At 66.3% G+C, this 24993-nt stretch carries 24 protein-coding genes and 1 tRNA gene; 9 read left to right on the top strand and 16 right to left on the bottom strand.

Annotated features, from left to right (window positions below; all coding sequences use genetic code 11):
• Window positions 1-36 precede the first annotated feature (36 nt).
• Together cysK and G3M62_RS01320 are read left to right on the top strand one after the other, a co-directional pair.
• Window positions 37-1023, top strand: coding sequence for a cysteine synthase A (cysK, locus tag G3M62_RS01325; protein ID WP_165184101.1), 987 nt, complete (start codon window positions 37-39; stop codon window positions 1021-1023).
• Between the two features lie 31 nt (window positions 1024-1054).
• Window positions 1055-1477 (top strand): very short patch repair endonuclease, encoded by a 423-nt coding sequence (locus tag G3M62_RS01320; RefSeq protein WP_165184100.1) that lies wholly within the window; start codon window positions 1055-1057, stop codon window positions 1475-1477.
• Between the two features lie 132 nt (window positions 1478-1609).
• Here G3M62_RS01320 and G3M62_RS01315 read toward each other — a convergent pair whose 3' ends face one another.
• The 3 genes from G3M62_RS01315 to G3M62_RS01305 form a co-directional block, all read right to left on the bottom strand.
• A complete protein-coding gene (locus tag G3M62_RS01315; protein ID WP_165184099.1) occupies window positions 1610-3319 on the bottom strand; it encodes an ATP-binding protein in 1710 nt (569 codons plus the stop codon).
• 241 nt (window positions 3320-3560) lie between these two features.
• Window positions 3561-3851, bottom strand: coding sequence for a DUF167 family protein (locus G3M62_RS01310; RefSeq protein ID WP_165184098.1), 291 nt, complete (start codon window positions 3849-3851; stop codon window positions 3561-3563).
• 4 nt (window positions 3852-3855) lie between these two features.
• Window positions 3856-4179, bottom strand: coding sequence for a YggT family protein (locus G3M62_RS01305; RefSeq protein ID WP_165184097.1), 324 nt, complete (start codon window positions 4177-4179; stop codon window positions 3856-3858).
• A 124-nt stretch (window positions 4180-4303) separates the two neighbouring features.
• Between G3M62_RS01305 and G3M62_RS01300 the strand changes: the two genes are divergently transcribed.
• Window positions 4304-4379: transfer RNA gene (locus tag G3M62_RS01300), tRNA-Ala, on the top strand.
• Between the two features lie 338 nt (window positions 4380-4717).
• On the top strand, window positions 4718-5305 hold the full coding sequence (locus G3M62_RS01295; RefSeq protein ID WP_165184096.1) for a hypothetical protein: 588 nt from the start codon (window positions 4718-4720) through the stop codon (window positions 5303-5305).
• A gap of 21 nt (window positions 5306-5326) precedes the next feature.
• Here the strand turns inward: G3M62_RS01295 and G3M62_RS01290 are convergent, their stop codons facing one another.
• From G3M62_RS01290 to G3M62_RS01250, 9 genes are all read right to left on the bottom strand, one after another.
• Window positions 5327-5971: a hypothetical protein gene (locus tag G3M62_RS01290; RefSeq protein WP_165184095.1), complete on the bottom strand. Its 645-nt coding sequence runs from the start codon at window positions 5969-5971 to the stop codon at window positions 5327-5329.
• Window positions 5968-7317, bottom strand: a complete 1350-nt coding sequence (locus G3M62_RS01285) for a restriction endonuclease subunit S (protein ID WP_165184094.1) — start codon at window positions 7315-7317, stop codon at window positions 5968-5970. Before G3M62_RS01285 ends, G3M62_RS01290 begins: the two co-directional genes overlap by 4 nt.
• Window positions 7314-8795: a class I SAM-dependent DNA methyltransferase gene (locus G3M62_RS01280; protein WP_165184093.1), complete on the bottom strand. Its 1482-nt coding sequence runs from the start codon at window positions 8793-8795 to the stop codon at window positions 7314-7316. The genes G3M62_RS01285 and G3M62_RS01280 overlap by 4 nt, the downstream gene beginning before the upstream one ends.
• Window positions 8777-12160, bottom strand: coding sequence for a type I restriction-modification system endonuclease (hsdR, locus tag G3M62_RS01275; RefSeq protein WP_165184092.1), 3384 nt, complete (start codon window positions 12158-12160; stop codon window positions 8777-8779). Before hsdR ends, G3M62_RS01280 begins: the two co-directional genes overlap by 19 nt.
• 250 nt (window positions 12161-12410) lie before the next feature.
• Window positions 12411-12677: a hypothetical protein gene (locus G3M62_RS01270; RefSeq protein WP_165184091.1), complete on the bottom strand. Its 267-nt coding sequence runs from the start codon at window positions 12675-12677 to the stop codon at window positions 12411-12413.
• Window positions 12678-12751: 74 nt separating this feature from the next.
• On the bottom strand, window positions 12752-13768 hold the full coding sequence (locus tag G3M62_RS01265; protein WP_165184090.1) for a hypothetical protein: 1017 nt from the start codon (window positions 13766-13768) through the stop codon (window positions 12752-12754).
• The gene (locus tag G3M62_RS01260) at window positions 13765-13929 is read right to left on the bottom strand and encodes a hypothetical protein (protein ID WP_165184089.1); all 165 of its coding nucleotides are present in this window, start codon (window positions 13927-13929) and stop codon (window positions 13765-13767) included. Before G3M62_RS01260 ends, G3M62_RS01265 begins: the two co-directional genes overlap by 4 nt.
• Before the next feature lie 64 nt (window positions 13930-13993).
• On the bottom strand, window positions 13994-14299 hold the full coding sequence (locus G3M62_RS01255) for a helix-turn-helix transcriptional regulator (RefSeq protein WP_165184088.1): 306 nt from the start codon (window positions 14297-14299) through the stop codon (window positions 13994-13996).
• A gap of 87 nt (window positions 14300-14386) precedes the next feature.
• On the bottom strand, window positions 14387-14968 hold the full coding sequence (locus tag G3M62_RS01250; RefSeq protein ID WP_165184087.1) for a recombinase family protein: 582 nt from the start codon (window positions 14966-14968) through the stop codon (window positions 14387-14389).
• A 165-nt stretch (window positions 14969-15133) separates the two neighbouring features.
• Between G3M62_RS01250 and G3M62_RS01245 the strand changes: the two genes are divergently transcribed.
• Window positions 15134-15496 carry a hypothetical protein gene (locus tag G3M62_RS01245; protein ID WP_165184086.1) on the top strand — a complete coding sequence of 121 codons (363 nt, stop codon included), beginning with the start codon at window positions 15134-15136 and terminating at the stop codon, window positions 15494-15496.
• A gap of 88 nt (window positions 15497-15584) precedes the next feature.
• Here G3M62_RS01245 and G3M62_RS01240 read toward each other — a convergent pair whose 3' ends face one another.
• Window positions 15585-17063, bottom strand: a complete 1479-nt coding sequence (locus G3M62_RS01240) for a tyrosine-type recombinase/integrase (protein ID WP_343037657.1) — start codon at window positions 17061-17063, stop codon at window positions 15585-15587.
• 231 nt (window positions 17064-17294) lie between these two features.
• Here G3M62_RS01240 and G3M62_RS01235 point away from each other — a divergent pair, with 231 nt between their 5' ends.
• Entirely contained in the window at window positions 17295-19520 is a 2226-nt protein-coding gene (locus tag G3M62_RS01235) for a penicillin acylase family protein (protein WP_246263423.1), read from the top strand.
• Complete coding sequence (locus G3M62_RS01230; RefSeq protein ID WP_165184083.1) at window positions 19517-19972, top strand: acyl carrier protein; 456 nt, start codon at window positions 19517-19519, stop codon at window positions 19970-19972. The genes G3M62_RS01235 and G3M62_RS01230 overlap by 4 nt, the downstream gene beginning before the upstream one ends.
• Window positions 19973-20049: 77 nt before the next feature.
• Here the strand turns inward: G3M62_RS01230 and G3M62_RS01225 are convergent, their stop codons facing one another.
• The 3 genes from G3M62_RS01225 to G3M62_RS01215 all read right to left on the bottom strand — a co-directional run bounded on the left by G3M62_RS01225 (window position 20050) and on the right by G3M62_RS01215 (window position 23734).
• Window positions 20050-21279, bottom strand: a complete 1230-nt coding sequence (locus G3M62_RS01225; RefSeq protein WP_165184082.1) for an argininosuccinate synthase — start codon at window positions 21277-21279, stop codon at window positions 20050-20052.
• A gap of 122 nt (window positions 21280-21401) precedes the next feature.
• Window positions 21402-21761: a hypothetical protein gene (locus G3M62_RS01220; protein WP_165184081.1), complete on the bottom strand. Its 360-nt coding sequence runs from the start codon at window positions 21759-21761 to the stop codon at window positions 21402-21404.
• A 14-nt stretch (window positions 21762-21775) separates the two neighbouring features.
• Window positions 21776-23734 carry a potassium transporter Kup gene (locus G3M62_RS01215; protein WP_165184080.1) on the bottom strand — a complete coding sequence of 653 codons (1959 nt, stop codon included), beginning with the start codon at window positions 23732-23734 and terminating at the stop codon, window positions 21776-21778.
• A gap of 204 nt (window positions 23735-23938) precedes the next feature.
• Between G3M62_RS01215 and G3M62_RS01210 the strand changes: the two genes are divergently transcribed.
• Both G3M62_RS01210 and G3M62_RS01205 read left to right on the top strand, forming a co-directional pair.
• Window positions 23939-24376 carry an Rrf2 family transcriptional regulator gene (locus tag G3M62_RS01210; RefSeq protein ID WP_165184079.1) on the top strand — a complete coding sequence of 146 codons (438 nt, stop codon included), beginning with the start codon at window positions 23939-23941 and terminating at the stop codon, window positions 24374-24376.
• A 34-nt stretch (window positions 24377-24410) separates the two neighbouring features.
• On the top strand, window positions 24411-24992 hold the full coding sequence (locus tag G3M62_RS01205; RefSeq protein WP_205691932.1) for a hypothetical protein: 582 nt from the start codon (window positions 24411-24413) through the stop codon (window positions 24990-24992).
• The last annotated feature ends 1 nt before the right edge of the window (window position 24993 follow it).

Here is a 24993-nt window from a genome sequence, read left to right as displayed (position 1 = left end):
CAAGGGCCCGCCCATCACATCCAAGCGAGACTTCCCATGGACGACGCCTCCTCGATCTACGACGCCGCGCGGTTCAAGCGCGCCGGGCGCGGCAAGATCTTCGACTCGATCCTGGACACGGTCGGCGACACGCCGCTGGTCCGCCTGCCCAACCTGACCGCCGAACTGAAGCCCAAGGGCACGGTCGTGGCCAAGCTGGAGTTCTTCAACCCGCTGGCCTCGGTCAAGGACCGCATCGGCGTGGCCATGATCGAGTATCTGGAGGCCAAGGGCCTTCTGAAGCCGGGCGGCGTGATCGTCGAGCCCACCAGCGGTAACACCGGCATCGCCCTGGCCTTCGTGGCCGCGGCCAAGGGCTACAAGCTGACCCTGGTCATGCCGGAAAGCATGTCGATCGAGCGCCGCAAGATGCTGCTGCTGCTGGGCGCCAAGCTGGAGCTGACCCCGGCCGAGAAGGGCATGCGCGGCGCCGTCGCCCGCGCCCAGGAGATCATCGAAGCCACCCCCGGCGCGGTGATGCCCCAGCAGTTCGAGAACACCGCCAACCCGCTGATCCACCGCGTCTCGACGGCCGAGGAAATCTGGAACGACACGGCCGGCGCCGTCGACGCCGTGGTCTCGGGCGTCGGCACCGGCGGCACCATCTCGGGCGTCGGCCAAGTGCTGAAGGCCCGCAAGCCGTCGGTGAAGATGGTCGCGGTCGAGCCGGAAGCCTCGGCCGTGCTGTCGGGCGGCGCGCCCGGCCCGCACAAGATCCAGGGCATCGGCGCCGGCTTCGTGCCGGGCATCCTGGATCGCGGGGTGATCGACGAGATCATCCAGGTGTCGAACGACGACAGCTTCGCCATGGCCCGCAAGGCCGCCTCGACCGAGGGCCTGACCGTCGGCATCAGCTCGGGCGCGGCCCTGACCGCCGCCTTCGACCTGGCCCTGCGCGACGAGTACGCCGGCAAGCTGATCGTGGCGATCATTCCCAGCTTCGCCGAGCGCTACCTGTCGACGGCGTTGTTCGAAGGCCTCTGAGCCGAACCGGCGGCGGGGCGTTGCGTTGGTCATGACTGACGTCTTCGACCCCGCCAAGCGCTCGGCCGTGATGGCCCGCGTCAAGAGCCGGGACACCAAGCCCGAGCTGCTGCTGCGCCGCCTGCTCACCGACCTGGGCGCGCGCTACCGCCTGCACCGCAAGGACCTGCCCGGCTCGCCCGACGTGGCGATGCCGGGCCGGCGCCTGGCGATCTTCGTCCATGGCTGCTTCTGGCACGGGCATGACTGCGCCCGGGGCTCTCGGGTGCCCAAGGCCAACCGCGACTACTGGCTGGCCAAGGTGGCCCGTAACGTTGCGCGGGACGGGCGGAACGTCACCGACCTCGCCGCCGTCGGTTGGCGGGTGGAGACGGTGTGGGAGTGCCAGATGAAGGATCACGGGGCGTTGAAGGAACGGCTGGCAGTCTTGTTGGACGAAACCGCGCCCAACTAGACCCTCCCCCTCTGGGGGAGGCGGCCGAAGGCCGGTGGGGGAGTATTTGGGTCGACGATCCAGGTTGTGATCCTCGTTCGATCACTCCCCCTCCGTCGGCTTCGCCGACACCTCCCCCACAGGGGGAGGATTTTAAGCGGCGGCTCTTGAAACTCCCGCCGGCAGAACCTCGCTAAGCGCCGCGTGCAGTTGGCTGGGGTCGATCGGCTTGGCGACGTGGGCGTTCATGCCGGCCGCGTGGCAGGCTTCCCAGTCCTTGGCCGTGGCCGAGGCGGTCACCGCGATCACCGGGATGTCGCGGTTGGGTCCTTCGGCGGCGCGCAGCTGACGCGTGGCGTCGCGGCCGTCCATGCCCGGCATGTAGACGTCCATCAGCATGACGTCGAACACCTCCGAATGCAGCAGCTCCAGCGCCCGCTCGCCAGACTCGGCCAGGGTGGGCTGGATGCCGAACGACTGCAGGACCAGCTCGATGGCCCGGCGGTTGACCACGTGATCGTCGACCACCAGCACTCGCGCGCCCTCGATGATCGCGCCGCCGGCCCGGGTGTCCGGCGCCTCGGCGGCCTCGACCTGGACCGCCAGGCGGAAACGCGAACCCTTGCCGGGCTTGCTGGTCACCGTCAGGTCGCCGCCCATCAGCCGAACCAGCTCGCGGCTGATCACCAGGCCCAGGCCCGACCCGCCGTGTTCGCGCGCCACGTTGGACGCCAACTGGTCGAACGGCGTGAACAGCCGCGACAGCTCCGCCTCGGTCAGGCCGCGCCCGGTGTCGGCGACGATCGCCTCGAACACCAGGTGGTCGCCAGCCTCGCGCGCGGACAGCCGCACGGTGACGGCGCCCCGATCCGTGAACTTGATGGCGTTGGACAGCAGGTTGTTGAGCACCTGGCGCAGCCGCATGGAGTCGCCGGCCACCCAGCGCGGGAGATGGGCCGCGCCCTCGATCCGTAGGCGCAGGCCCTTCTTGTTGGCGTCCGGCCGCCACAGCCGCAGGGTGTCGGCCATGGCCTGACGCAGGTCGAACGGCGCCTGCTCGACCGCCATCCGCCCGGCGTCCAGGCGCGACAGATCCAGCAGGTCGTTGAGCAGGGTGCGCATCATCGCGCCGGCGTCGCCGATCAACTGGGCATGGGTCTTGGACGAAGCGTCCGGCACGTCGCTGTGCAGGCGGGCCGCCCCGGCCAGGATGGCGCTGATCGGCGTGCGCAGTTCATGGCTGATCATCGCCACGAAGGCGGACTTGGCGGCCACGGCCTCCTCGGCCTCGTGGCGGCGGCGCTCGGCCTCCTCCTTGGCCGCCGCCTCGGCCCGCAGAGCGCGTTCCAGGGTGCGGGCGGCGACGAACACCGAGACGATCAGCAGCACGACGCCCAGCCACAGGGCGTCGGCCAGGGGCGCGCCCGGATTGGCCGCCCGGGCGACGAACGGCGCGATGAGCAGATAGACCACATGCGGGGCCGCGGCCGAGATCGTCGCCGACCTCAGGCTGGAATTGACGACGATGACATTGAGCAGGGCCCCGGCCAGCAGCAGGCCGCCCAGGGTCGGGGCGAACCGCTCGTGCGAGGCGAACAGCGGCAGGGCCAGAAAGCCGAAGATGGTCGAGGTGACCACCGGCATGGCCGCCACCGCCCAGCGCAGGATGCGCGCGCGCGCCGGATCGGCCTGGCTCAACAGGGCGCGGATCAGGACCAGCTCCAGCACCTGGGCGGCCGCATAGGCGCCGGCCCAGACCCAGGTCCAGGCCATGCCGATGAAGACGTGCAGCATCAGGGCGATCATCACCGTGGCGACGACGCGCAGATAGAGATTGCCGCGCCGCGCGGCCGCGGCCCTCATCTCTCCCGACTGATGTCGTCCGTCGTCCACACAGCCCCCCGTGCCGCGCGACCCCCGCCGCGCGCTGAAGAGCCCATAGCATGAAACAGCGTCGCTAAGAGGGGGTGAAAGACCCTGATTCGTTCGCGGCTTTTCGCGCGCGCCACGCCCTAAACTTGCCCTCGTTCCGGACTCCGGCGGGCATTTTCAACTCATGAGAGGCGGCGGCCTGAGATTTGTGATCACAGCTTGCTCCGCCGTATCAGGAAGAGCTTGCCGGCGGCGATCCCAGCGCGCGGGCCAGCGACAACGGGTCGCAGCCGGCGATGTCGATCAGCTTGAGCCGGGCGCCTGTTCCCGAGGCGATGGAGAGCGACGATTTGGCAACGCCCAAGGTCTTGGCCAGCAGGACCAGCAGCGCGGCGTTGGCCGCGCCCTCGACCGGCGGGGCGGCGACCCGCACCTTCAGATAGGGCCGGCCGTCGCCGTCGACCGCCCAGCCGTCGATCGCCTCGCGCCCGCCGCGCGGGGTGAGGCGGACCGCCAGACGCATGACTTTAGTAGCCGCCGCCGACCAGGCCGATCAGGGCGCCGTGCAGGGCCGGCAGCAGGATGGCCCGCACGCCGGTGATGATCAGCAGCACGATGATCGGGCTGATGTCGACGCCGCCCAGCGGCGGAATGATCCGTTGGAACGGCCGCAGCACCGGTCCGGTCACCCGGTCCAGGAAAGTGCTGATCTGATAGACCGCCTGGTTGCGCAGGTTGATGATGTCGAACGCCACCAGCCAGCTGAGCACCGCCGAAATGATGATCGCCCACCACAGCAGGCCGAGCAGCGCGCCGGCGATGAAGAAGACGAAGTTGAGGATGGCGACCATGAGCTTCCTGTCCGAGTGCACCGCTTCTTGCCGCGCCTTGGCGACCCTTGCAAGCAAAGGCCGCCTTTAGGTCCAACCGGGCGCTTGACGAGGCCGCCGCCCCAACGTATCTCCGCGCTTCCTTGGGGCCGTAGCTCAGATGGTAGAGCGCCTCGTTCGCAATGAGGAGGTCAGGGGTTCGATTCCCCTCGGCTCCACCAATCCCTCGATGGATTGGATTGCCCCAAGAAAATCAATCACTTATACGAGCCCTCTGAAAGCGATGGGTGGCAGTTTTGTGCGCTCGTTGGGTGGCAGTTTTTAGACTCTCACTCAAGCGCGGCAACCTAATGACCTCGCCTTCAAGCTCTGCCATGTTCGAGCATGCCTTCGGGCCGGGCAAAAAAGGCAGCGGGCATCGCGTGACGGACATCAGGGACCATCCAAATCAACGATTGCGCGAGCTCCGAGAAACGATTTTCGAGAGCCAGACATGGGTGGACAAGTCTGCAGACCCCGGCCGGCGCGCTATGCTAAGGCCGCTCGCGCGATTGATGAGTTGCACCAGATCGAGAGCATTCTCGCTCAAATGCAGCTTGCCGATACGCAGCGAGAAACGGCGGCGGCTCAACGCGAAGTCGCCAAAGCTCAACATGAGGTCGCTGACGCTCAACGGGCAGCAACAGCGGCGAGTGATGCCGAGCGCGCTTGGAGCGAGGGACGGGCGTTCTGGCTGCGACGTCTCATTACATCCCTCGCCGTGGCCTTCGGCGCTGCCAGTTTCGCGGCAGTCTCAGCCCTCCTCCGCCCCGACCCGCCGGCAGCTAACCCGAGCGAACTCAATGCGATCCTGGTGCTGTTTCTGGGCGGAACGCTGGTAACAGGTGGGCTCTTGCCTCTGCTGCTCCTATGGAAACCGAGGGCACAACCCGATGACCTCCTAAGCGAGCGCGTGCAAGCGGGAGTATGGGCGCTGGCCGTGCTTTCGGCTGTGGCCTTGCTTGCCGGCGTCGCCCTCGTCACGCGCGTTGGCCTGACAACTTTCAACAAGCGAACAGCGGAAGCCGCAGCCCGCTCGAAGACCCAGGCACAGCCTCCCGTCGCGATGACGTCGCCACAGACTGCACCGGCGAAAAAGAAGCCCTAGCTCGTCTCGGTGGTCAGTTCGCTATGAGTAGTGGTCAAAGCCGGGCTTCACGACGAGGCAAGGCGCGGACAGGACGGCGAGATCCGTCGACCAGCCGGTGCGCAGCAGGCTTGCCCCCAGCAAGCTGAAGACCTCGGGTTCGTCGATGGCCGAGCGGTAGGCGCGGCCGCCTTCCAGGAGCGTCTTGACCTGCCAGGCGGCTATGAAGGCGTCATCGGCGTGGTCGTCGCCCTTCGCCGCCGCCGTGACGAAGGCCTCGAAGAAGAACGTGTCGCCTGGGCGAACCGGCAGTGAGTTGAAGTCCGTCGACGCAACCGCGCGACTCAACCCTCTGCGCAGACCCGCAAGGGTGTAGGTGACTACCGCCAGCGCGGCCGTCGTTACAGTAGCCCCGGCTCCCGCGCTCCAGGGACGAGATCCCTCGCCCTTGCGCCCACTCAGGATCTTGAGGGCCTCGGCGGGCGCCGGGATGAACAAGGGAGCCTCGAAGCCGACAGCCAAGGGCCAGTTCGAGCCCAACGCCGTCATGGCGTCGATGAAGACATCCAGGTCCTTGCCAAGGACGGGATCGGCGTTTGGGGCCAGGATCGCCCAGCCCAGCTTCCCGCCCTTCGGCGAGCCGACGTCAATCACGCCGATGGCGACGTCGGCCCGGCCATAACTCATGCGACTGCCGTGCGCCGCCCTCGGATCGCCTTGGGTGTTCTGGCGCGTTCGGCGCGGATGCGGTCGAGGAGGATGTTGGCGGGCTCGTCGGCGGGGTCCTGAAGGACCAGCTCGCCCTGGAAGGCCTTGGCAAGCACAGCCTGATCCAGGCGATCCAGAAGGCGAAGAGCGGAGACGGCCTCGGTAGTCATCCGGTCGATCTCGCTGAAGGCGCGGTCGACTAGGCGAACGATCTCAACCTGTTCTTCCAGTGGCGGCACCGGCACGCGGGTGGCCTTAATGATCCCCAGGTTCAGATTGGGTTGCACCCCGCCCGCTGCGGCCCTCCGCAGAACGAGGTACTGCGACCGCAAAAACCAATACAGGTAATCTCGGCGGACGATGTTTTCAGAGGCGAGAGAGATTGCTGCGAGGGCTTGGTTGGTCGCCGCAGCGATGCCAAGCACGGAGACACGTCCCCGCGTCTGACCTTCGCCATACATCGCAACCAGCAGCGTGCCTGGCTCAAAGATTTTGCAGTTCGTTTCGCGTAACGCCTGTTCGGTGATGAACTCATCAGCCGAGTCGACGTAGACGCGATTTACGACCGAGCTGGTAACCCATGGGATGGAGCCGCCTTGGTAGTATGCAGCCTGACTACGCTTGGGCGTGGAGCCCGTTCCTACGTCTGCAATCTCACTGATCGGCAGCTCCCTCCAGCCCATACCGTTCGATCCAGTCAGTTCACCGCTGAACGCCTTCGCCAGCGCCGCCTGCTTGTAGTGGGTGGCGAGTGCGGGGATACGGTCGAGGTCGGCGCGGGCGCGGGCCGTCCGGGCCATCAGCGCGTCGAGCTTCGCAACGATCCGCCGCTGCTCGGCGAGCGGAGGAACGGGAAGAGGCAGCTCTTGAAGTGTTTTCGATGACAGATGCTTCACTGTCACCGAGTGCGTAGCCTCGTTAATGAGCTGCAGATAGCCAGGTAGCAGATAGGAAAGAAAGCGCAGGTTAAGAACCTGCTCATCGGGCGTAATCTTGCAAACTCGTTGGTTCAGTAGTCCCCTTTCGGCGGTCCAGATGCGACTGTTGAAGTCACCATCCATGCCGACCACCAAATCGCCTGGCTCGACCCAGTAGCCGTCAACTCGTGGACCGGCGTATCTGGTTTCAGTGCGGCCGCTGGTCACGTCCCTAATCCGGATGAGCGGATCGCCTGCACCGTTCGTGAAATGGTCGGACTTAAAGGGAAAGCCGTTCAGGATACTGGCAACGTTGCCGAGTGGCTCCCTTGGCCACGCGGACGCGGCTTGAACCAGAGAGGCTTCGGACGTCTCGACGAGTTCGTGAACGGACGCAGAAAAGCTCACGCCTCGATCTCCACCGGCACAGCCTCTTCGCCGGCGAGTTCAGCGTCTACCGCCTCGACCTCCGCCAGGGCCGCTCGCAGATGACCAAGGATGGCTGCCGCGATGTCCTCCGGGTCGCTGAGGTCATCCTCGGCGGAGTCGCTGTCGTCGCGCAGCCAGGCGATGTCGAGGTTGTCGTTGCGGGCGGCGATGTCGGCGCGGGTGAAGAACCTGAAGCGTCCCTCGGGTCCCTCGTCGGTGCGCGGTGCGCCGCCGTTCGGATCGTCGCCGTAGGCCGCCTCGAAGGGCGCGAAGTCGGCGATGGACAGCGGCCGGGTCTTGCCAAAGGCCGGCATGTTGGCGCGCAGGTCGTAGACCCAGACGCCCTTGGTGTTCGCGCGGTCGGCCTTGCCGCGCGTCAGGAACAGGACATTGGTCTTGACCCCTTGGGCGTAGAAGATGCCGGTGGGCAGGCGCAGGATGGTGTGCAGGTCGGCCAGTTCCATCACCCACTGGCGCAGGCGACGGCCGGTGTTGTCCTCGAACAGCACGTTGTCGGGCAGCACTACCGCCGCGCGGCCACCGGGCTCCAAAGCGCGGACGATGTGCTCGACGAAGGCCAACTGCTTGTTGGAGGTTTCGGCCGTGATCGAGAAGTCGGCGCGGCTTGGCCGGCCGCCGCCCTTCTTGGTGCCGAACGGCGGGTTGGTGAGGATCAGACGCGCCTTGCCCAGGGCCTCGCCATCGGGGGTGAGGCTGTCGCCCAGGGTAATCGGACCTTCGACGCCGTGCAGCATCAGGTTCATCAGCGCCAGGCGGTGGGTGTCGGGCACCAGTTCGACGCCGACGAAGGCGCTGTTGCGCTGGAAAAAGGCCTGGGCCGGGGTCAGGGCGTAGAGGTCGTCGGTGTGATCCTTGATGTAGCGGTCGGCTGCCACCAGGAAGCCGGCGGTGCCGGCGGCTGGGTCTTGGATCACCTCGCCGGCCTGCGGCTTGATGAGGCGCACGATGCAATCGATCAACGGCCGGGGCGTGAAGTATTGTCCCGCGCCGGACTTCTTCTCGGCGGCGTTCTTCTCCAGCAGCCCTTCATAGAGCTCGCCCAGGCCCTCTTCGCGGGCCGAGAACCAGTCCAGGCCGTCGATGGCGGTGGTCAGGGTCTTGAGGTTGGCCGGCTTGCGCAGCTTGGTCTGGGCGTCGGTGAAGATAGGCTGCACGACCGGGTCGCCGGACTTGCCCAGGTCCAGCAGGGCGCGCTTGTAGTGGTCGAGCTGGTCGACGCCCTCGCGGCCGGCGATCTCCTTCCAGCGGTAGGCGGCCAGGATGCGATCCTCGCGGCCGGTCTCCTCCATCATCTTGAGGAACAGCAGGAAGGTCAGCTCGGTGACGTATTCCTGGTAGCTGACGCCGTCGTCACGCAGGACATGGCAGAGGTTCCAGAGCTTTTGGACGATGTCCTGTGTCGTGACCCGGCCCTTGGTCAGCTCGCCGTTCGCCATAGTTCCTCACTCAGGTCCGACAGGACCGACTCCAACTTGCCGTCGAAGCGCTTGTTGATCACCCGGAAGCCGCCGTCGGCCTTGAAAGGTTCGTCATCGAGCGACTCGCGGTCCACCACGATCTCCTTCTGGAGCTGTTCGCCGATGCGGTGAAGCCACCGCTTCTGGACATCGGTCCATGCGCCCTTGCGGACCACCGCGTCCACCGCGCGCTTCACCCGGTCGGCATAGGGGATCAGCGGGTCACCCAAGGCGGCCTGACGGACGTAGCCGATGATCGAGGCGGCGATGTCCTCATTCTTGGCGTCGGACCAGGCGCGGCGGATGTTGGCGTCAGTGAAGCCCTGGGCGTCGAGTTGGAGGCGCAGATCCCGAAGCTGGGCACGGGTCAGGTCACGCGGACGCTGGACCACGGTGGTAAGGGCGGCGATCTGGTTGAGGTTGTCGCGGATGAAGGCGGCGAACGCGTCGAGATAGTCCTCGGGCCGTTGCGCGCCGCCGTAGCCCCGGCTGACGTCCACCACCGCGTCGGGATGTTCCGAGATCGGCAGCATGATCGGCGTGCCGCCGGAGGTCTCCCAGTCTAGCGCCGGGCCTAACCCAGGGCGGCCTCGAACCCAACTGGCCAGATCCTCCGCCGTTCCGGCCCTGAAGCGCGCGAGGGTCTCCTCCGGGGTCTCGCCGGCCGCCAGCTCGGCCTTGGCGCGGGCCTCGGCCGACATGCGCTTCAGACGGCGGCTCAGCTTGACGATGATCTGGTCCCGGACGTCGGCGCGATGCCGGGCGTCCTCGATGTTGGCCAGTTCCTCCAGCAGCTGCGTCAGGGTTAGACTCGGGTCGGCCGCAACCGGCCGCATCTCCGTCATGTCCTGAAGCTTGCAGTAGAGGTCGACCGCGTCGAAGATCCTGAAGGTCTCCTTGCCGATCTCCGGGCACAGGCGCGTCGCCCGGCCGAGCATCTGCTCATAGAGGATCCGGCTGTTCACCCGGCGCAGGAACACCAGGTTAGTGATCTTCGGGATGTCGACGCCGGTGGTCAGCAGGTCGACCGTCACCGCGATCTTCGGCAGGGCGTCGTTGCGGTAGCTCAGGATCAGTTTGCCGACCTTGTCGACGCTGCCGGTCAGCTTGCGGATCGCCGCGTCCTCGATGTCGCCGTGGGCCTCGCGGAAGGCGTCGCGCAGCGCCTTGACCACGATGTCGGCGTGAGCGTCGGAGGCGGCGAAGACCAGGGTCTTGTTGGGCTCGGCCAAGTCGATGTGCCGGGTCAACTCGTCGGCGACGGCGCGGTTGAAGGGTTCGGTGATGACCGTGCGGTTGAAGCCCTCGACGTCGAAATCGAGACTGTCGGGCAGCTTGAACAACTCGACCTCGCCCGTGGGGGCGTGGACGAAGGTCACCTCCTCCTCGGCGACGAAGTGGATGCCATCCTGCGCCAGGGCGGTGGTGATACGGATGGGCGGCTCGTGGTCGATCAGATAGCCGTCGACCACCGCCTCCCGGTAGGAGTAGCGGAACACCGGCTCGCCAAAGATCTGGACCGTGTGCAGGGCCGGGGTGGCGGTCAGGCCGATCTTGGTGGCGTCGAAGTAGTCCAGGACCCGGCGGTATTTGGAGACGTAGTCGTCCTGGTCGCGGAAGCTCAGCTCGGCGTCGGACATCTCGCGGTCGAGTAGGTAGCCCCGGTGGCACTCGTCGATGACCATCAGGTCGTATTGATCGACCGTCGGCGCGTCAGCCGGATCGTCGGCGAACAAGGTGCGGCGCACGAGGCCCTGGATGGTGCAGATGTGGATCCGGGTTTCGGGGTCGGGCGTCACGTCGCCAAGGCCCTTGAGGCCGAAGATCTCGGCGAAGGCCTTGCCAGCGACGACCTTGGTGGTGGTAAACTCGCGCTCGGTCTGGTCGCCCAGGGCGCTACGGTCCACGACGAAGCAGACGCTGCGGAAGCGCTTGGCGGCGATCAGCCGGTAGAGCATGGCGATGGCCAGCTTGGTCTTGCCGGTGCCGGTGGCCATGCCGATCAGCATGTGAGGCCGGTTCTCCGCGAGGCCCTTCTCGACCGCCTCGATAGCTTGGCGCTGGTAGCGTCGCAGGTCGAAGCCGAAGTTGAAGCCCTGGGTCTGGAGGGTCGCTTCTGCTGCCTCCTGGTCAGCCTCCAGGCGCTCCAGGAGCCCAGCAGGCGACGGCCAGGCCATCAAGGCCGACGCCGCGTTCGTCGGCCGCCGCAGGTCCCGACGCCAGATGCCGGAAGCGGTCTCTAGCTGCTTGAGGTAGGGCCGACCATTGGTCGAGAAGGCGAACGGGGCCTTGAACTCCCCCCACGGACCTCGCGCGTGCAGATGATGCGCCCCAGGCTCAATCCCGGCGGCATAGCGCTCGGCCTGGGGCAGCACGCTCATGACATTGCGGTTGCGGCGCTTGGCCTCGACGACACCGACCAAGGTCAGCCCCGCGAACAGGGCGTAGTCAGCGGGGCCGCTGACGGTGGGCCACTCGGCGATGGCCAAGTCGCGCCCCTTGGTCGGCCGCGCGCCCTTGGCGTAGCGGAGCTCGCGGGTGTCGGCCTCCCAGCCAGCGTTGCGTAGCTGCTGGTCGACGAGAGCCCTGGTGGCCGCCTCGTCGAGATTGATGGCGTTGTCGGCGGCCTCGGCGGCCTTTTCGAGCTTGGCGAGTTCGGCCGGGGCAGTCTTCTCCGCCTGCCGCTGGGTGGCCTCAAGGGCGGCCCTGACCTCGCCCGCCGCCGCCTCGGCGTCCTCCGCTAGCTTCTGCCAGACCTGTCGCTCCTCGGCTTCCCGACTTAAGCGTTCGGCCGCTTCGAGGTTGTCGAGCGCGAGCGCCTCGGCGCGGGCCTGGGCGATCTCGGCGGCGCTGCGATGACTTTCCGCCTCGGCCTTGAGCTGATCCAGCTCGGCCCGCAGGCTGGCGGTGGGGTCGGCGGGCGCGGGCGGCGGCACGAACGGTCCCAGAGCGAGCTTGGGCGTTCCACCGTAGCTGCGGACGAACCACGCGCCGAGCTCACGGGCTACCTTCAGACCAGCAAGTGCGGCTGCAAAATCATCTAGGTCGCCGTGGACGGCGTCGTTGCCGGCTTTGCGCAGGTAGTGGAACAGATCGAGCGCCTGACGCGAGGCGTAGCCGGCGCGCCCAAGCACGCCGAGGATGTCGGAGAAGGACTCGTCGGGCGACTTCAGCGAGCCGGTGCGAGCGGCGACCTCTTTGGCCAGAAGCTCGGCGAACTGCCGCAGTTTGATCAGGGAGGTGTTGGGGTCCGTGCGGAAGTAGTGCTCCGCCTGGGCCGCCAACCGAACCAGCTGCTGCCCCTGCGGGCGCAGGAACTCGAAGTTGGCGGTGGCTGGCTGCATCATATCCCCGTTAGCGCCCGGCCCGCACTTGAGACGAAAGGGTTCGACGACGCAACCAGTTGTGGAGCTTGGCCCGCCAGCGGACCGAGGGACCGACATCTCCCCAGCCATCGAAAAAAGCAGGGTAGGCCGAACGTAAACGCGCGAGCACGGCGTCGATCTTATGGCGCTGAGTTATGGCCTCTAGGACCCCCGCAGTGTCCCCAACGCTTGGCGATGGTGATGCCCTCCCCCGACGAAGTAGACCTCATCAGCCAGAGCCCACCCGACAGATGGGAGGTGGCGGATGACCGGTCAGGTCCTGGTATCCACCGGCCATCGCCGCTCGTAGAAGGCCTTCGTGTTCTGCTGTGACGATGAGACTGTAATGGATGGGAAGGGCGACGGCCCCCACCTTCACCGTCCTCGTCAGCACCTCGATCAGGATGTCGCTGTCGATGCGTTGCAGCCGCGCCGCTGCCCCAGTGCCAAAGGCGTCTGCAACGGGGCGATTGATGTCGATGACGGCAGCGACCAAGACCTTGAAGTCGACCGCACCTGCGAGCTGGGCCTTGTCTTCCGCCCCCGCCCGCAGGGCCGCAGGCTTGCCGTTCAGGAGTCGGTTGAAGATCCGCTTTCCGACCTCACGGACCTCGGGACCAGAAAGCCCGGGGGAAGATAGGGGTCGTGGTCAAGCGTAAGACCTCGCTCGGCGTAGAGCAGGCTCGGCTGCATCCGCGCGTAGTCGAGCTCGATGGTCGGCGCGCCGTCGATGGTCAGATGCGGGCGCTCGCGCTTCGGCACCGTCTGCCACCATCCGCCATAGAGTCGGCCGCCGCTGTTCCAGTCGCCTTTGAAGCTCCGATAGAGCGCCAGCCTTCCGGCGTCGCCAGACGACATGCGATCCATGGCCTCATCCGAGCCTTGGTCGTGGAGGCGAGCGCGGATGCGGTCCCATGAGTCACGAGGCAGCTCAAGCCGAACGGCCTGGATCATACGGTTGACCGCAAGCAGAACCTGGCGGCTGGCGCGAACGTCGCCCGGCTCAGCCCCCGCGCCCTCATAGGGCTCCTTCAAGCGCACGATGTCTTCCGTCTTGCGCCATCCGAGGCCGCTGGTCGGCTTCCAGGTCGGGGCCTCCAGGTCGATGCCGGCGTCGACCACCTGCGCCAGAAGCCGTGGCGTTGCCCGGAGTCGGGTCCGGCGCGCATGCACCGGCCAGTCATAGCCGCCGATCCGTTCTCGCTTCTGGTAGCCCTTCTCCCCCTCCACAAGCCCTTGGGCTAGGAGGTGGTCGCGCACATCCTCGACCGCTCCGAGCGGCATATCCGTGCCGGCATATGTTTTCCGGTCAAAGGACATGGAGACGAACGCCTCGACCGACACGGTGTTACGGCGCGCGGCGATCAGGTTGGCCAGGACGGCGCTCAGGGCCACCTTCAGGCGTTCAAGATCGATGGCCTTCCGCTGCCGTGTCCGGGGCGGCTCCTTCGCCAGCAAGTCGGCGAGAACCCTCTCCCACAAGGCCAACCCGGGGTCACCTGCCAAGCACCGGCGGGCGATAAAGGGGACCGAGGTGTCGAGTTCGTCGCGGGTGAACGGGCCACCGAAAGCACTACTGTCAGTCACGAAGCGAGCCGCCTCCTGCGCGGGCCGATGCTGCCGGCAGGGCGTCCCGCCAACGGACGGGTGAAGGCGATGAGGTCGATCAGCCGGTCGAGTTTGGCGCTGATTTCTTGCAGCGCGCCGAGGGTGTCTCTGGCGGTCGAGGCGTAGGTGTTGTGGGTCATGATCCAGCTTGGGAAGCGGCCGGCTGTTTCCGGTCCATAGTAGGGGCGACACCCCTCCCGGAACTCACTCGCCGTAGCTCGGCGGGGGCTTGTAAGCCTTGGGCTTGCTCGCCACCCAGGCGTCGATGTCGTCGAGGTAGTAGCAGGTTCGGCCGATGCGTTGATGGTTGGCCGGACCTGTGCCCCGCTGCCGGCGACGCTCCAGGGCCCGCTTGGTGATCCCGAGGATCTCGGCGGCCTGAGACTCGAAGAACCAGTCCCGGGTATCCACCGGCTTGCGGGGGCCGAGGGGCAGCGGATCGAACTGCGCGACGATCTCCCTCTCCGCCAGCAGATAGCCAATCCGATCTCTTTCGCCCTTGTTACGCACGGGCCTACTCCTGACTCTGGCGGGCACCCTGGAGGCCCGAAACACGTTGCCGCTGTCACACGTCCAGCCGACTCGTTCCAGCCCCCTCTAGCCGTCCACCAGAGTCGCCGTAGGGGGCTCTTGGGCGAGCAACCGGTAGGCTGACGCTCGGCTGATCCCGAGGCGCTTGGCGATTGCGTCGGGGCGGAGGCCATCGGCCGCCAGCTCTCGCGCTTCCGCTCCTTTCGCCTGCGCCGTCGGCTTGCGGCCGCGATACTTCCCCTCAGCCTTGGCCTTGGCGATGCCCTCCCGTTGGCGCTCCAGCATGATGGCGCGCTCGAACTGGGCGATGGCTCCGACCATGGTCAGCAACAGCTCGCCAGTGGCGGTCGAAGTGTCGATGGCGAGGTCGAGGATCCGCAGCGCAGCGCCCTTCGCCTTGAGACGGGCCGAGACGTCGAGGAGGTGCGACACCGAGCGGGCCAATCGGTCGAGCTTGGTCACGACCAGGACGTCGCCGTCCCGGACGAAGTCGAGCGCCGTGGCGAGCTGTTCGCGCGCTACCACGTCAACCGATGACACCTGCTCGATGAAGAGCCGCTCGCAGCCGGCGGCCAACAGGTCCCGCTCCTGCGCCTCAAGGCCGGCCTTTTGGTCGGTCGTCGAAGTCCTGGCGTATCCGATGATCATGCCCACTCCCGTCTCACTAGGATCCTAGACGATCTAGAGAGTGAGTCTCAGAACGTCAATACCATTTATGTGAGACGCCAAGAGCGCTACTTGAGACGTCGCACAAGACCACGCTTCAGAGAGACAAGCGTGAGTGGTAGCAGTTAGCCTTCCAGGGAGGTGAAGTTGGCGATCCGCGATCAACGCATTGATGTCGGATACGGCGTGGAGAGGATTAGGCGGGTCGTTTACGACTATCGGTCTGATCCAGAGTGGCGACTTCAGACAGGCTACGTCCAATACGACAGCAACAGCGTGCCGGTTTGGAGACCCTACGACCCCGAAGATCGCGATCTCGACGCCGATTGGCGAACGGGCCTATGGCGCAACATCTACACCATGGTCATGCCACCAAGCCCCGGCACCAAGCACGTCAGCTACGAGACAGAGGAATACAATACGGGCTCGGGCCAGATCGCTATGTTGCCCAGAGTTGAAGTCCGACTGACCTACCTACTTCGCGAGCACCTCGCTAAGGTTGGAAAATGACCTAGACACCCCCTACGGGGGGATTGGCGCACGCTGGCGCATACGTTTGCCGTTTAAGATATCCGACCCAAAAAACGATCGAACCGACCTACACCGCCACCCGAACGCCATCGCCCATTTTAGGCCCGGAAGGACTGCCAATCGGCACTCCATCCGGTAGCCGCACGCTCTCGACCACCGCCCTGAGTTGCTCGTCGGATGCGCCGGAGTCGTAGACCTTCAGCGTCATGGTCGACCTGCCGGCCTCGTGACCAACGACGGCCGACACCAGGTGCGGCGGCTGGCCCGCCTGGAGTGCCTTGGTGGTGAACCAGTGTCGCCAGGAGTGAAAGTTGACGTTGGAGACGCGCTGCCCCTCTTCCCGCTCATCCACGCCGAGGTCGCGGCGGTAGGCCGTGAAGCGCTCCGACGCCTTGGCCGACCGCTCCTTCGAGCGGCTCTCGGGAGCCTTCAGCTCTTCGATCAGGTAGTCGGCAGCGGCCTTGTCCTTCGACCGACGCTCGACCAGCGCCTTAAGTTCCGAGTGGATCGGCACGCGTCTAATGCCCGCCTTGGTCTTCGAGTCGCGCACGTTGAAGATGTCGCCCACGGCGTCGTCGACACGTAGGTTGCAGATCTCGTTGATCCGCATGCCGCTTAGGGCGGCGATCCGCATCAGATCGTGCAGGGTGACGTAAGTCGCGCCACTCAAGAGCGCCTTGGCTTCCTTGTCCGTGAAGGCACGCACCTCGGCCCCCTCCTTGACCGGCGGCTTGCGCTGCTGGCCAGCCCAAGGGTTTCGCTCGGCGAGGCCACGGCGCTCCATCCAGCTCCAGTAGGTGGCCAACGATGACACCAAGCTGTTGACGGTCGAGGTCGTGATGCCGCTGGCCACCAGATTGTCGACGAACAGCGCCGCCTCCAGCTTGTTCAGCCGTTTGATGTCCGCGCCGCCGGGCCGCTTCGACATCCAGGCTTTCAAGCGCTTCACGGCGCGCCGGATGCGGTCAGCGTAGCGAGGCTTCATGTGGCGCTCTTTGATGTAGCGCTCCAGGCCGGCATCCGGCGGGCTACGCCGCCCGTGTGCAAGCGCGTAGAGGGCCACGACCTCTTGCTCCGCTTCAGGCCGATAGACCGGATGCTCTTCGCCCTCGTGGTCGACCTCGACGCCGATCTCTGGCCCGAGACGACGCTCGGCCTCCAGATCGAGTTCAATCTCCAGGTCGCGAGGCACGTCGCCCTTGTCGGGATTACCGCCCGCCTTGAAGACGCGGTCGCGCCACCAGGCCACGAACTCTTCCGGCTCCTTGCCCGGCCGCAACGCCGTGGGCTTCAGCGCGCCGTCGTCACCCCGCGTCATCCTGGCGATCTCGGTCTTGATCTCGCCGACGACGATGGGAAGACGTTTCAGCGCCTGGGTGCGATCCGAGGTGCGTAAGCTGCGCTCGATGTGACGGTCACCGAGGCCCGCTGATGGGGGCACGTGGACCCGAACATACCAGTTCCTTGAGCCGGTTCGCTGGTAGATCCCAGGGCCCTTCGAGGGCGATGCGGAGGGCTTTATGGGGGGCAGTTTTCGGGTCGACATGGGTGGCAGAAGTAGCGCCGAAACCCTTATCTACAAGGGATCTAACGACTTTCTCCACAGAAAAGATAGCCTCCCCTCGGCTCCACCAAAGACCTTCCAGACAGCCCATGACCCCTGGCCCGCCCGCTTTTCGCGCGCGGCGGGGTTGATCGCGTCCAGCGGCCACGCGGGTCTGGACAAGGCGCGGACGGCGCCCGACGGTCCGCCTCCTGGATGGGGAGGGCGTGGACTTTGCGCATCGGAAACCTGCTTCTGCTGTCGGCCGCCTGCGCGGCGCTTTCAGCGACCGCCCTTTCCGCGCCGGCTTGGGCTGCTTCGCCCACTGCCGACCTGGCCCGCCAGCGCGCCACGGCGGCTCACGTTCAGATCATCCGGGACGACTGGGGGATCGCTCACGTCCACGGCAAGAGCGACGCCGACGCGGTGTTCGGCATGGTCTACGCCCAGGCCGAGGACGACTTCAATCGGGTGGAGACCAACTACCTGACCGCCCTGGGCCGCACAGCGGAGGCTGATGGCGAGAAGGCCGTCTGGCAGGACCTGCGGATGAAGCTGTTCGTCGATCCGGCCGACCTCCAGGCCCGCTACGCCCAGAGCCCCGTCTGGCTGAAGGCGCTGATGGACGCCTGGGCCGACGGGCTGAACTTCTATCTGGCGACCCACCCCGCCACGAAGCCGAGGGTCATCACCCGTTTCGAGCCCTGGATGGCGCTGAGCTTCACCGAGGGCAGCATCGGCGGCGACGTCGAACGGATTTCGCTGGGCGAGCTGGAGGCCTTCTACGACCAGCCCCAGCTGCAGGCCTCGGCCGAGGTCAAGGCCCGCGAGTTCGCCCAAGCCGTGGAATTTCGCGAACCGACCGGCTCCAACGGCTTCGCCATCGCCCCATCCAACACCAAGGACGGCCACGCCCTGCTGCTGATCAACCCGCACACCTCGTTCTTCTTCCGCTCGGAGCTGCAGATGAGCAGCGACGCGGGGCTGAACGCCTATGGCGCGGCCACCTGGGGCCAGTTCTTCGTTTATCAGGGCTTCAACGCCCATGCCGGCTGGATGCACACCTCCAGCACGGTCGACGTGGTGGACGAGTTCGCCGAGACGATCGTCCGGAAGAACGGCAAGCTGTTCTACAAATACGGGACCGAGGAACGGCCGGTGACGGTTTCGACCGTCGAGGTGCCCTACAAGGCCGCCGACGGGTCGCTGGCCCGCAAGACCTTCACCGTCTATCGCACCCACCACGGCCCGATCATCCGCGCGGCCGACGGCAAATGGGTGGCCTTCGCCATGATGTACAGGCCGGTCGAGGCGCTGGAGCAGTCGTTCCTGCGCACCAAGGCGACCGACTACGCCAGCTTCCTGAAAGTGGCCGAGCTGAAGGCCAATTCCTCGAACAACACGCTGTTCGCCGACGACAAGGGCGAGGTCGCCTATCTGCACCCGCAGTTCATACCCCGCCGCGACGACCGCTTCGACTACACCAAGCCGGTCGACGGGTCGGACCCTGCCACCGACTGGAAAGGCCTGCACGCGCTCGACGAGGCGCCGCACCTGAAGAACCCGCCCAATGGCTGGCTGATGAACACCAACAACTGGCCCTATTCGGCGGCCGGTCCCTACAGCCCCAAGCCGGCCGACTTCCCGCGCTACATGGACAGCGTCGGCGAGACGCCGCGCGGGGTCCACGCCACGCGGGTGCTCTCCGCCCGCAAGGACTTCACCCTGCCGACCCTGATCCAGGCCGCCTACGATCCCTACCTGACCGCCTTCGCCGACCTGATCCCGACGTTATCGAAGGCCTATGACGAGACGCCCGACGGCGACCCGGTCAAGGCGCGGCTTGGCGCGCAGATGGCGGCGCTGAAGGCCTGGGACCTGAAATGGTCGGAAGGCTCCACCGAGACCTCGCTGGCGGTGTTCTGGGGCGAGGCCCTGTGGGCCAAGTCGGCGCCCGAAGCCAAGAAGGCCGGCGTGTCGGTCTACAAGTACATGGCCGAGACCACGACGCCGGCCCAGAAGCTGGCGGTCCTGGCCGAGGCCTCGGACCGGTTGACCGCCGACTTCGGCGACTGGCGCACGCCCTGGGGCCAGATCAACCGCTTCCAGCGCAACGACGGCGCCATCGTCCAGCACTTCGACGACGCCAAGCCCTCGACCCCAGTGCCCTTCGCCTCGGGCCAGTGGGGCTCACTGGCCTCGTTCGGGGCCAAGCGCTATCCGGGCACGAAGCGGTACTACGGAACCAGCGGCAACAGCTTCGTCGCGGTCGTGGAGTTCGGGCCGAAGGTGAAGGCCCTGGCGGTGTCGGCCGGCGGTGAAAGCGGCGATCCCAAGTCGGAGCACTTCGACGATCAGGCCCAGCTCTACGCCGACGGCGAATTGCGGTTGGTCTACTTCCATCCGGAAGACCTGAAGAACCACGTTGAGCGGACGTATCGGCCGGGCGAGACACCATGAGCCACCTTCACGAACAGGTCATCGCCCTCCTGGCCGAGGAGCGCGGACTATCTGTCTCGGAAATCGATCTGAACTCGCGCCTACTGGAGGATTTGGGCATGGACGGTGACGACGCCGTCGAGTTCTTCGACCTGTACGAAAAACGGTTCGCGGTGGATTTGAAACCACTGTGGGGCCACTGGAGAAAGCATTTCGGGCCCGAAGGCCTGGGCTGGTCCGACTATCGCTTCAACCTAGCCGCCTTCGCCTGCATTTGCTGCATGGCCGCGGGATTATACTGGACGACCTTGCCCCCCTGGGTGACGCCAGTGGCGGGTCTCGCGTTGATCACAACCTTCGGGCTCGGATGGCGGAGCGAACGAAAAAACAAACCGCATGTTTCACTGACGGCGGCCCATCTCATTGAGGCAGCCGTTACCAAGCGATGGCCCTTGGACTATTCGGTGGGCTGATCGTTCACGTCCGCAAGTCGAACAAAAAAGCCCCACCGTCGCCGGCAGGGCTTTGTCGTTTCGTACGGCCTGAAGCCCTAGCCGCCGCGCTGGTCGCGCTTGGCCAGCACGCGCAGGCGCAGGGCGTTGAGCTTGATGAAGCCGCCGGCGTCGCGGTGATCGTAGGCGACCTTGCCCTCCTCGAAGGTGACCAGGTCCTGGTCGTACAGCGAGTACGGGCTGCTGCGGCCGATGACGGTGACGTTGCCCTTGTAGAGCTTGACCCGCACCTGGCCGGCCACCTTGGCCTGGCTGTAGTCGATGGCCGCCTGCAGCATCTCGCGCTCCGGCGTGAACCAGAAGCCGTTGTAGACCAGCTCGGCGTACTTCGGCATCAGCTCGTCCTTCAGGTGCATCGCGCCGCGGTCCAGCGTGATGCTCTCGATGCCGCGGTGGGCGGCCAGCAGGATCGTGCCGCCCGGGGTCTCGTAGACGCCGCGCGACTTCATGCCGACGAAGCGGTTCTCGACCAGGTCCAGGCGACCGACGCCATTGTCGCGACCCAGCTCGTTCAGCTTGGTCAGCAGGGCGGCCGGCGACAGCTTGACGCCGTCGATGGCGACGGGGTCGCCCTTTTCGAAGTCGATGGTGATGACGGTCGGCTTATCGGGCGCATCTTCCGGAGCGATGGTGCGCATGTGGACGAATTCGGGGGCCTCGACCGCCGGATCCTCCAGGACCTTACCTTCCGACGAGCTGTGCAGCAGGTTGGCGTCGACGCTGAACGGGGCCTCGCCGCGCTTGTCCTTGGCGATCTGGATCTGGTGCTTCTCGGCGAAGTCCAGCAGGGCCTCGCGGGACTTGAAGTCCCACTCGCGCCAGGGGGCGATCACGTGGATGTCGGGCTCGAGGCCATAGTAGCCGAGCTCGAAGCGGACCTGGTCGTTGCCCTTGCCGGTCGCGCCGTGGCTGACGGCGTCGGCGCCCATCTTGCGGGCGATCTCGATCTGCTTCTTGGCGATCAGCGGACGGGCGATCGAGGTGCCCAGCAGGTACTGGCCCTCATAGACGGTGTTGGCCCGGAACATCGGGAACACGAAGTCGCGGACGAACTCCTCGCGCACGTCCTCGATGAAGATGTTCTCCGGCTTCACGCCCGCCGCCAGCGCCTTGGCGCGCGCCGGCTCGATCTCTTCGCCCTGGCCCAGGTCGGCGGTGAAGGTGATGACCTCCGCGCCGTATTCGGTCTGCAGCCACTTGAGGATGATCGAGGTGTCGAGGCCGCCCGAATAGGCGAGCACGACCTTCTTCACGGGCTTGGCGGCCATGAGCGGGGTCCTTTAGAGAAACACAAAGTCGCAGAGTGTTTCTCCGTCGGAGAAACACCGGGTCGCCGGGCGTTTAGCGCGGTTTCACGCGCATTGAAACGCCAGTGCGCGAAGAACTGATGTCAGAGCTTGATCTGGCCTTCGGCGGCCAGCTGGTTCAGGGCGCGGCGGACCTGGGTCAGGTGCGCCACCGCGAAGATCGCCGCCAGGATCGCGCGCACGCACAGCAGGATGATCCCGACGTTCAGGTCCAGCGGCCGGCGGCTTTCGGCCAGCAGCCACAGGCTGAGCAGGAAGGCCACGGTCGGCAGCGAGGCCAGGGCCACGGCGCGCGGGGCCCGCCACAGGGTCTTGCCCGACGGCGACCACAGCACCGGAACCAGCACGTCCTTGACCTTGCCCCAGGCCATGCGCGAGGCGCCGGCCATGATCGACAGGGCCAGCAGCCACAGCACGTCGCCGATGACGCCGAGGATGTTCATCTAGACCGTAACCTCTAAACCGTAACCTGGGCGCCCAGCTCGACCACGCGGCCGGGTGGGATCTTGAAGAAGTCGGTGGGGTTGGTGGCGTTCTTCATCAGGAAGATGAAGATCCGGTCCTGCCACAGCGGCATGCCGCTGTTGGCCGACGGCACGATCGAGCGCCGCCCCAGGAAGAAGCTGGTGGCCATGATGTCGAACTTCAGGCCCTGCTGCTTGCGCAGGATGGCCAGGGCCTTGGGCACGTTCGGGCTTTCCATGAAGCCGTAGAAGATCTCGACCTTCTTGAAGTCGGCGTTGATCGCCTGGGTGCGCACGCGGTCCTCGTCGGCGACGCGCGGGGTCTCGACCGTGCGAACGGTCAGCACCACGTTGCGTTCGTGCAGCACCTTGTTGTGCTTGAGGTTATGCATCAGCGCGACCGGGGTCATGTCCGGATCGGAGGTCAGGAAGATCGCCGTGCCGGGGGCCCGGTGCGGGGCGCGGGCTCGCAGGATCTCCATCAGATCGACCAGCGGCACGGAGTCGCGGCGGGTCTTGTCGGTCAGGATCTGGGCGCCGCGTGTCCAGGTCCACATCACCAACACCAGCACCGCGCCGAACACCAGCGGCAGCCAGGCGCCGTCCGGAATCTTCAGCGCGTTGGAGGCGATGAACACCATGTCGATCATGGCCAGCGGGATCAGCAGGGCGGCCGTCTGCCAGAGATTCCACTTCCACACCAGGCGCAGCACCACATAGGCCAGCAGGGTGTCGACGAACATCGCCCCGGTCACGGCGATGCCATAGGCCGAAGCCAGCTTGTGCGAGCTCTGGAACATCACCAGCAGCACCAGCACGCCGACCAGCAGGAAGGTGTTGACCGCCGGCACATAGATCTGGCCGGCCTGGGTCTCGGATGTGCGCTTGATGTCCAGGCGCGGCAGCAGGCCCAGTTGCACGGCCTGCTGGGTCATCGAGAAGGCGCCGGTGATCACCGCCTGGCTGGCGATGACGGTGGCGAAGGTGGCCATCAGCAGCACCGGCCAGTAGGCGAAGGTCGGGACCATGTCCCAGAACGGATTGTGCCGCGAGGCCGGGTGGTCCAGCACCAGCGAGCCTTGGCCCAGATAGTTCAGGGCCAGGCAGGGGAAGGCCAGCCACAGCCAGGCGGCGCGGATCGGGCCTTTGCCGAAGTGGCCCATGTCGGCGTACAGCGCCTCGGCGCCGGTCACCGCCAGGAACACGCTGCCCAGGATCACGAAGCCCAGGAAGCCGTTCTCCAACAGGAAGCGCACGCCGTACCAGGGATTGAAGGCCCGCATGATCGAGAAGTCGTCGACCAGGTGGTACAGGCCCAGCGCGCCCAGGATCAGGAACCAGGCGGCCATGACCGGTCCGAACAACGCGGCCATCCGGTGCGTGCCCTTGGCCTGGACCAGGAACAGGGCCACCAGGATCCCGGCTGAAATCGGCAGGACATAGGACGACAAGGCGTGGCCGACATGCGGCGCGTCCTTCATGCCCTCGACCGCCGACAGCACCGATATCGCCGGAGTGATGATGCCGTCGCCGTAAAATAGCGCAGCCCCGATCACGCCCAGGAAGAAGACGGCCGTCGATCGCTTGTTGCCGACCTTGCCCAGGGCCTTCTGGGCCAGGGCCATCAGGGCCAGGGTGCCGCCCTCGCCCTTGTTGTCGGCCCGCATGAAGAAGATCACGTACTTGATCGTGACGAACAGGGTCAGCGTCCACAGGACCAGCGACACCACCCCCAGCACCGCGTGCTCGGTGGCCGTGGTGCTGCGCGAATGGGCCAGCGCCTCGCGCATCGCATAGAGCGGACTGGTGCCGATATCCCCGAACACGACGCCCACGGCGCCGAGGGCGAGCGCCAGGAAGCTATGACCTTTCGGGTCATGGCCAGCTTGCGGAGGGACGTCACATGATACGGCGCTGGTGGGAGCGGGCGCGCCAGAGGCTTCGGAAGCCATTCAATCCCTCCGGGGTCGCCCTCGCAAAACGCGGTGCGGAGCCCCATATCGATCAAGCGGGGCGCGATACACCCAATCCCGCTCCGGTTCAATCACGACCTGAAGCCGGAGGACGACGATAGTTTTTGCCCGCCGCGGCTTTTCGCCGCCGATAGTTTTTGATTGAACGCACGAGCGACGCCCTTAGGGTCCTGCCACAGAAAAATGTCCGACAGTCAGAAATTCCCCGTAGCGGCCCACGCCCTCGCCTATCTGGCGCACAAGAGCGCCTTTTCGGCCGACCGCGCCGTGGCCAGCGCCGAACTCGCCGCCTCGGTCCCGACCAACCCGGTCGTGGTGCGTCGCGTGACGGCCATGCTGGGAAAGGCGGGGCTGATCGGCGCGCGCGCCGGCGCCAACGGCGGCGCCTGGCTGCTGAAGTCTCCCGAGACCATCACCCTGGACGTCGTGCTGCGAGCCGTGAACGGCTGCGCCCACCTCGGCGTCGCGCCCAAGGGGGTCAAGGGCTGCCCGGTCGGCGAGAAGATCCCCGACGCCGTGCGCGGGGCGATGATCGCGGCCGACACGGCGGTGGCCGATCGGCTGTCGCAGATCTCGGTGGCTGACCTGCTGCGCGGGGCCTCGGTCGAGGCCGCGGCCTAGAAACGCGCGTGATCCGGGGGCGGACGCGATGACAATGATCGAACAGCTGCGCGACGCTCAGCGTGGCGAACGGCTGATCCGCCTCTACCGTCCGTTCGAGGAAACCTATGTTCGCGGCTATGTTCTGGGCGTCGAGTCCGAGTTCTTCCTGCTCGGCCTGGTCAGTGACCGCCTGTGGCTCGACGGCTTCGAATGCTTCCGTGTCGACGACGTGGACGAGCTGGTTGCCGACCCCTACGCCGATTTCACCCAAGCCGCGCTCGCCGCCCGGGGCGAGGTTCGACCCGAGCTCACGCTTCGCCTGACCAATATCGCCGCGCTGCTGACCTCGGCCGCCGAGCGGTTTCCACTCGTGACGATCCACAAGGAACGCGACCAGCCCGACGCCTGCTATGTCGGCAAGGTGATCAGCATCGAAGGCGGCATCGTCTGGATGCTGGAGATCGGTCCCGACGCGAAATGGGACGCCGCGCCCTCGGCGCACAAGCTTGGCGAGATCACGCGGGTGAACTTCGGAGGCGACTACGAGGACGCCCTGGCCTTGATCGGCGGAACACCGCCCGCCCCGACATCCCCGTCGCGGGTTCCGCTGAGACTGGTCTCCGACAAGGCCTGAG

This window comes from Caulobacter soli, assembly GCF_011045195.1.
Taxonomy (GTDB): domain Bacteria; phylum Pseudomonadota; class Alphaproteobacteria; order Caulobacterales; family Caulobacteraceae; genus Caulobacter; species Caulobacter soli.
Note: the sequence above shows the minus strand (reverse complement) of the source record. Positions and strands in the feature narration are given on the sequence as shown.

What these genes read in the sequence shown, in the direction of transcription:
- hsdR (WP_165184092.1), bottom strand. Translation starts at nt 12,160, where the DNA reads ATGCAGCCAGCCACCGCCAACTTCGAGTTCCTGCGCCCGCAGGGGCAG.
- G3M62_RS01315 (WP_165184099.1), bottom strand. Translation starts at nt 3,319, where the DNA reads ATGAGGGCCGCGGCCGCGCGGCGCGGCAATCTCTATCTGCGCGTCGTC.
- G3M62_RS01310 (WP_165184098.1), bottom strand. Translation starts at nt 3,851, where the DNA reads ATGCGTCTGGCGGTCCGCCTCACCCCGCGCGGCGGGCGCGAGGCGATC.
- G3M62_RS01305 (WP_165184097.1), bottom strand. Translation starts at nt 4,179, where the DNA reads ATGGTCGCCATCCTCAACTTCGTCTTCTTCATCGCCGGCGCGCTGCTC.
- G3M62_RS01280 (WP_165184093.1), bottom strand. Translation starts at nt 8,795, where the DNA reads ATGGCGAACGGCGAGCTGACCAAGGGCCGGGTCACGACACAGGACATC.
- G3M62_RS01220 (WP_165184081.1), bottom strand. Translation starts at nt 21,761, where the DNA reads ATGAACATCCTCGGCGTCATCGGCGACGTGCTGTGGCTGCTGGCCCTG.
- G3M62_RS01205 (WP_205691932.1), top strand. Translation starts at nt 24,411, where the DNA reads ATGATCGAACAGCTGCGCGACGCTCAGCGTGGCGAACGGCTGATCCGC.
- G3M62_RS01290 (WP_165184095.1), bottom strand. Translation starts at nt 5,971, where the DNA reads ATGAGTTATGGCCGGGCCGACGTCGCCATCGGCGTGATTGACGTCGGC.
- G3M62_RS01230 (WP_165184083.1), top strand. Translation starts at nt 19,517, where the DNA reads ATGAGCCACCTTCACGAACAGGTCATCGCCCTCCTGGCCGAGGAGCGC.
- G3M62_RS01225 (WP_165184082.1), bottom strand. Translation starts at nt 21,279, where the DNA reads ATGGCCGCCAAGCCCGTGAAGAAGGTCGTGCTCGCCTATTCGGGCGGC.
- cysK (WP_165184101.1), top strand. Translation starts at nt 37, where the DNA reads ATGGACGACGCCTCCTCGATCTACGACGCCGCGCGGTTCAAGCGCGCC.
- G3M62_RS01210 (WP_165184079.1), top strand. Translation starts at nt 23,939, where the DNA reads ATGTCCGACAGTCAGAAATTCCCCGTAGCGGCCCACGCCCTCGCCTAT.
- G3M62_RS01250 (WP_165184087.1), bottom strand. Translation starts at nt 14,968, where the DNA reads ATGATCATCGGATACGCCAGGACTTCGACGACCGACCAAAAGGCCGGC.
- G3M62_RS01240 (WP_343037657.1), bottom strand. Translation starts at nt 17,063, where the DNA reads ATGTCGACCCGAAAACTGCCCCCCATAAAGCCCTCCGCATCGCCCTCG.
- G3M62_RS01260 (WP_165184089.1), bottom strand. Translation starts at nt 13,929, where the DNA reads ATGACCCACAACACCTACGCCTCGACCGCCAGAGACACCCTCGGCGCG.
- G3M62_RS01320 (WP_165184100.1), top strand. Translation starts at nt 1,055, where the DNA reads ATGACTGACGTCTTCGACCCCGCCAAGCGCTCGGCCGTGATGGCCCGC.
- G3M62_RS01215 (WP_165184080.1), bottom strand. Translation starts at nt 23,734, where the DNA reads ATGGCTTCCGAAGCCTCTGGCGCGCCCGCTCCCACCAGCGCCGTATCA.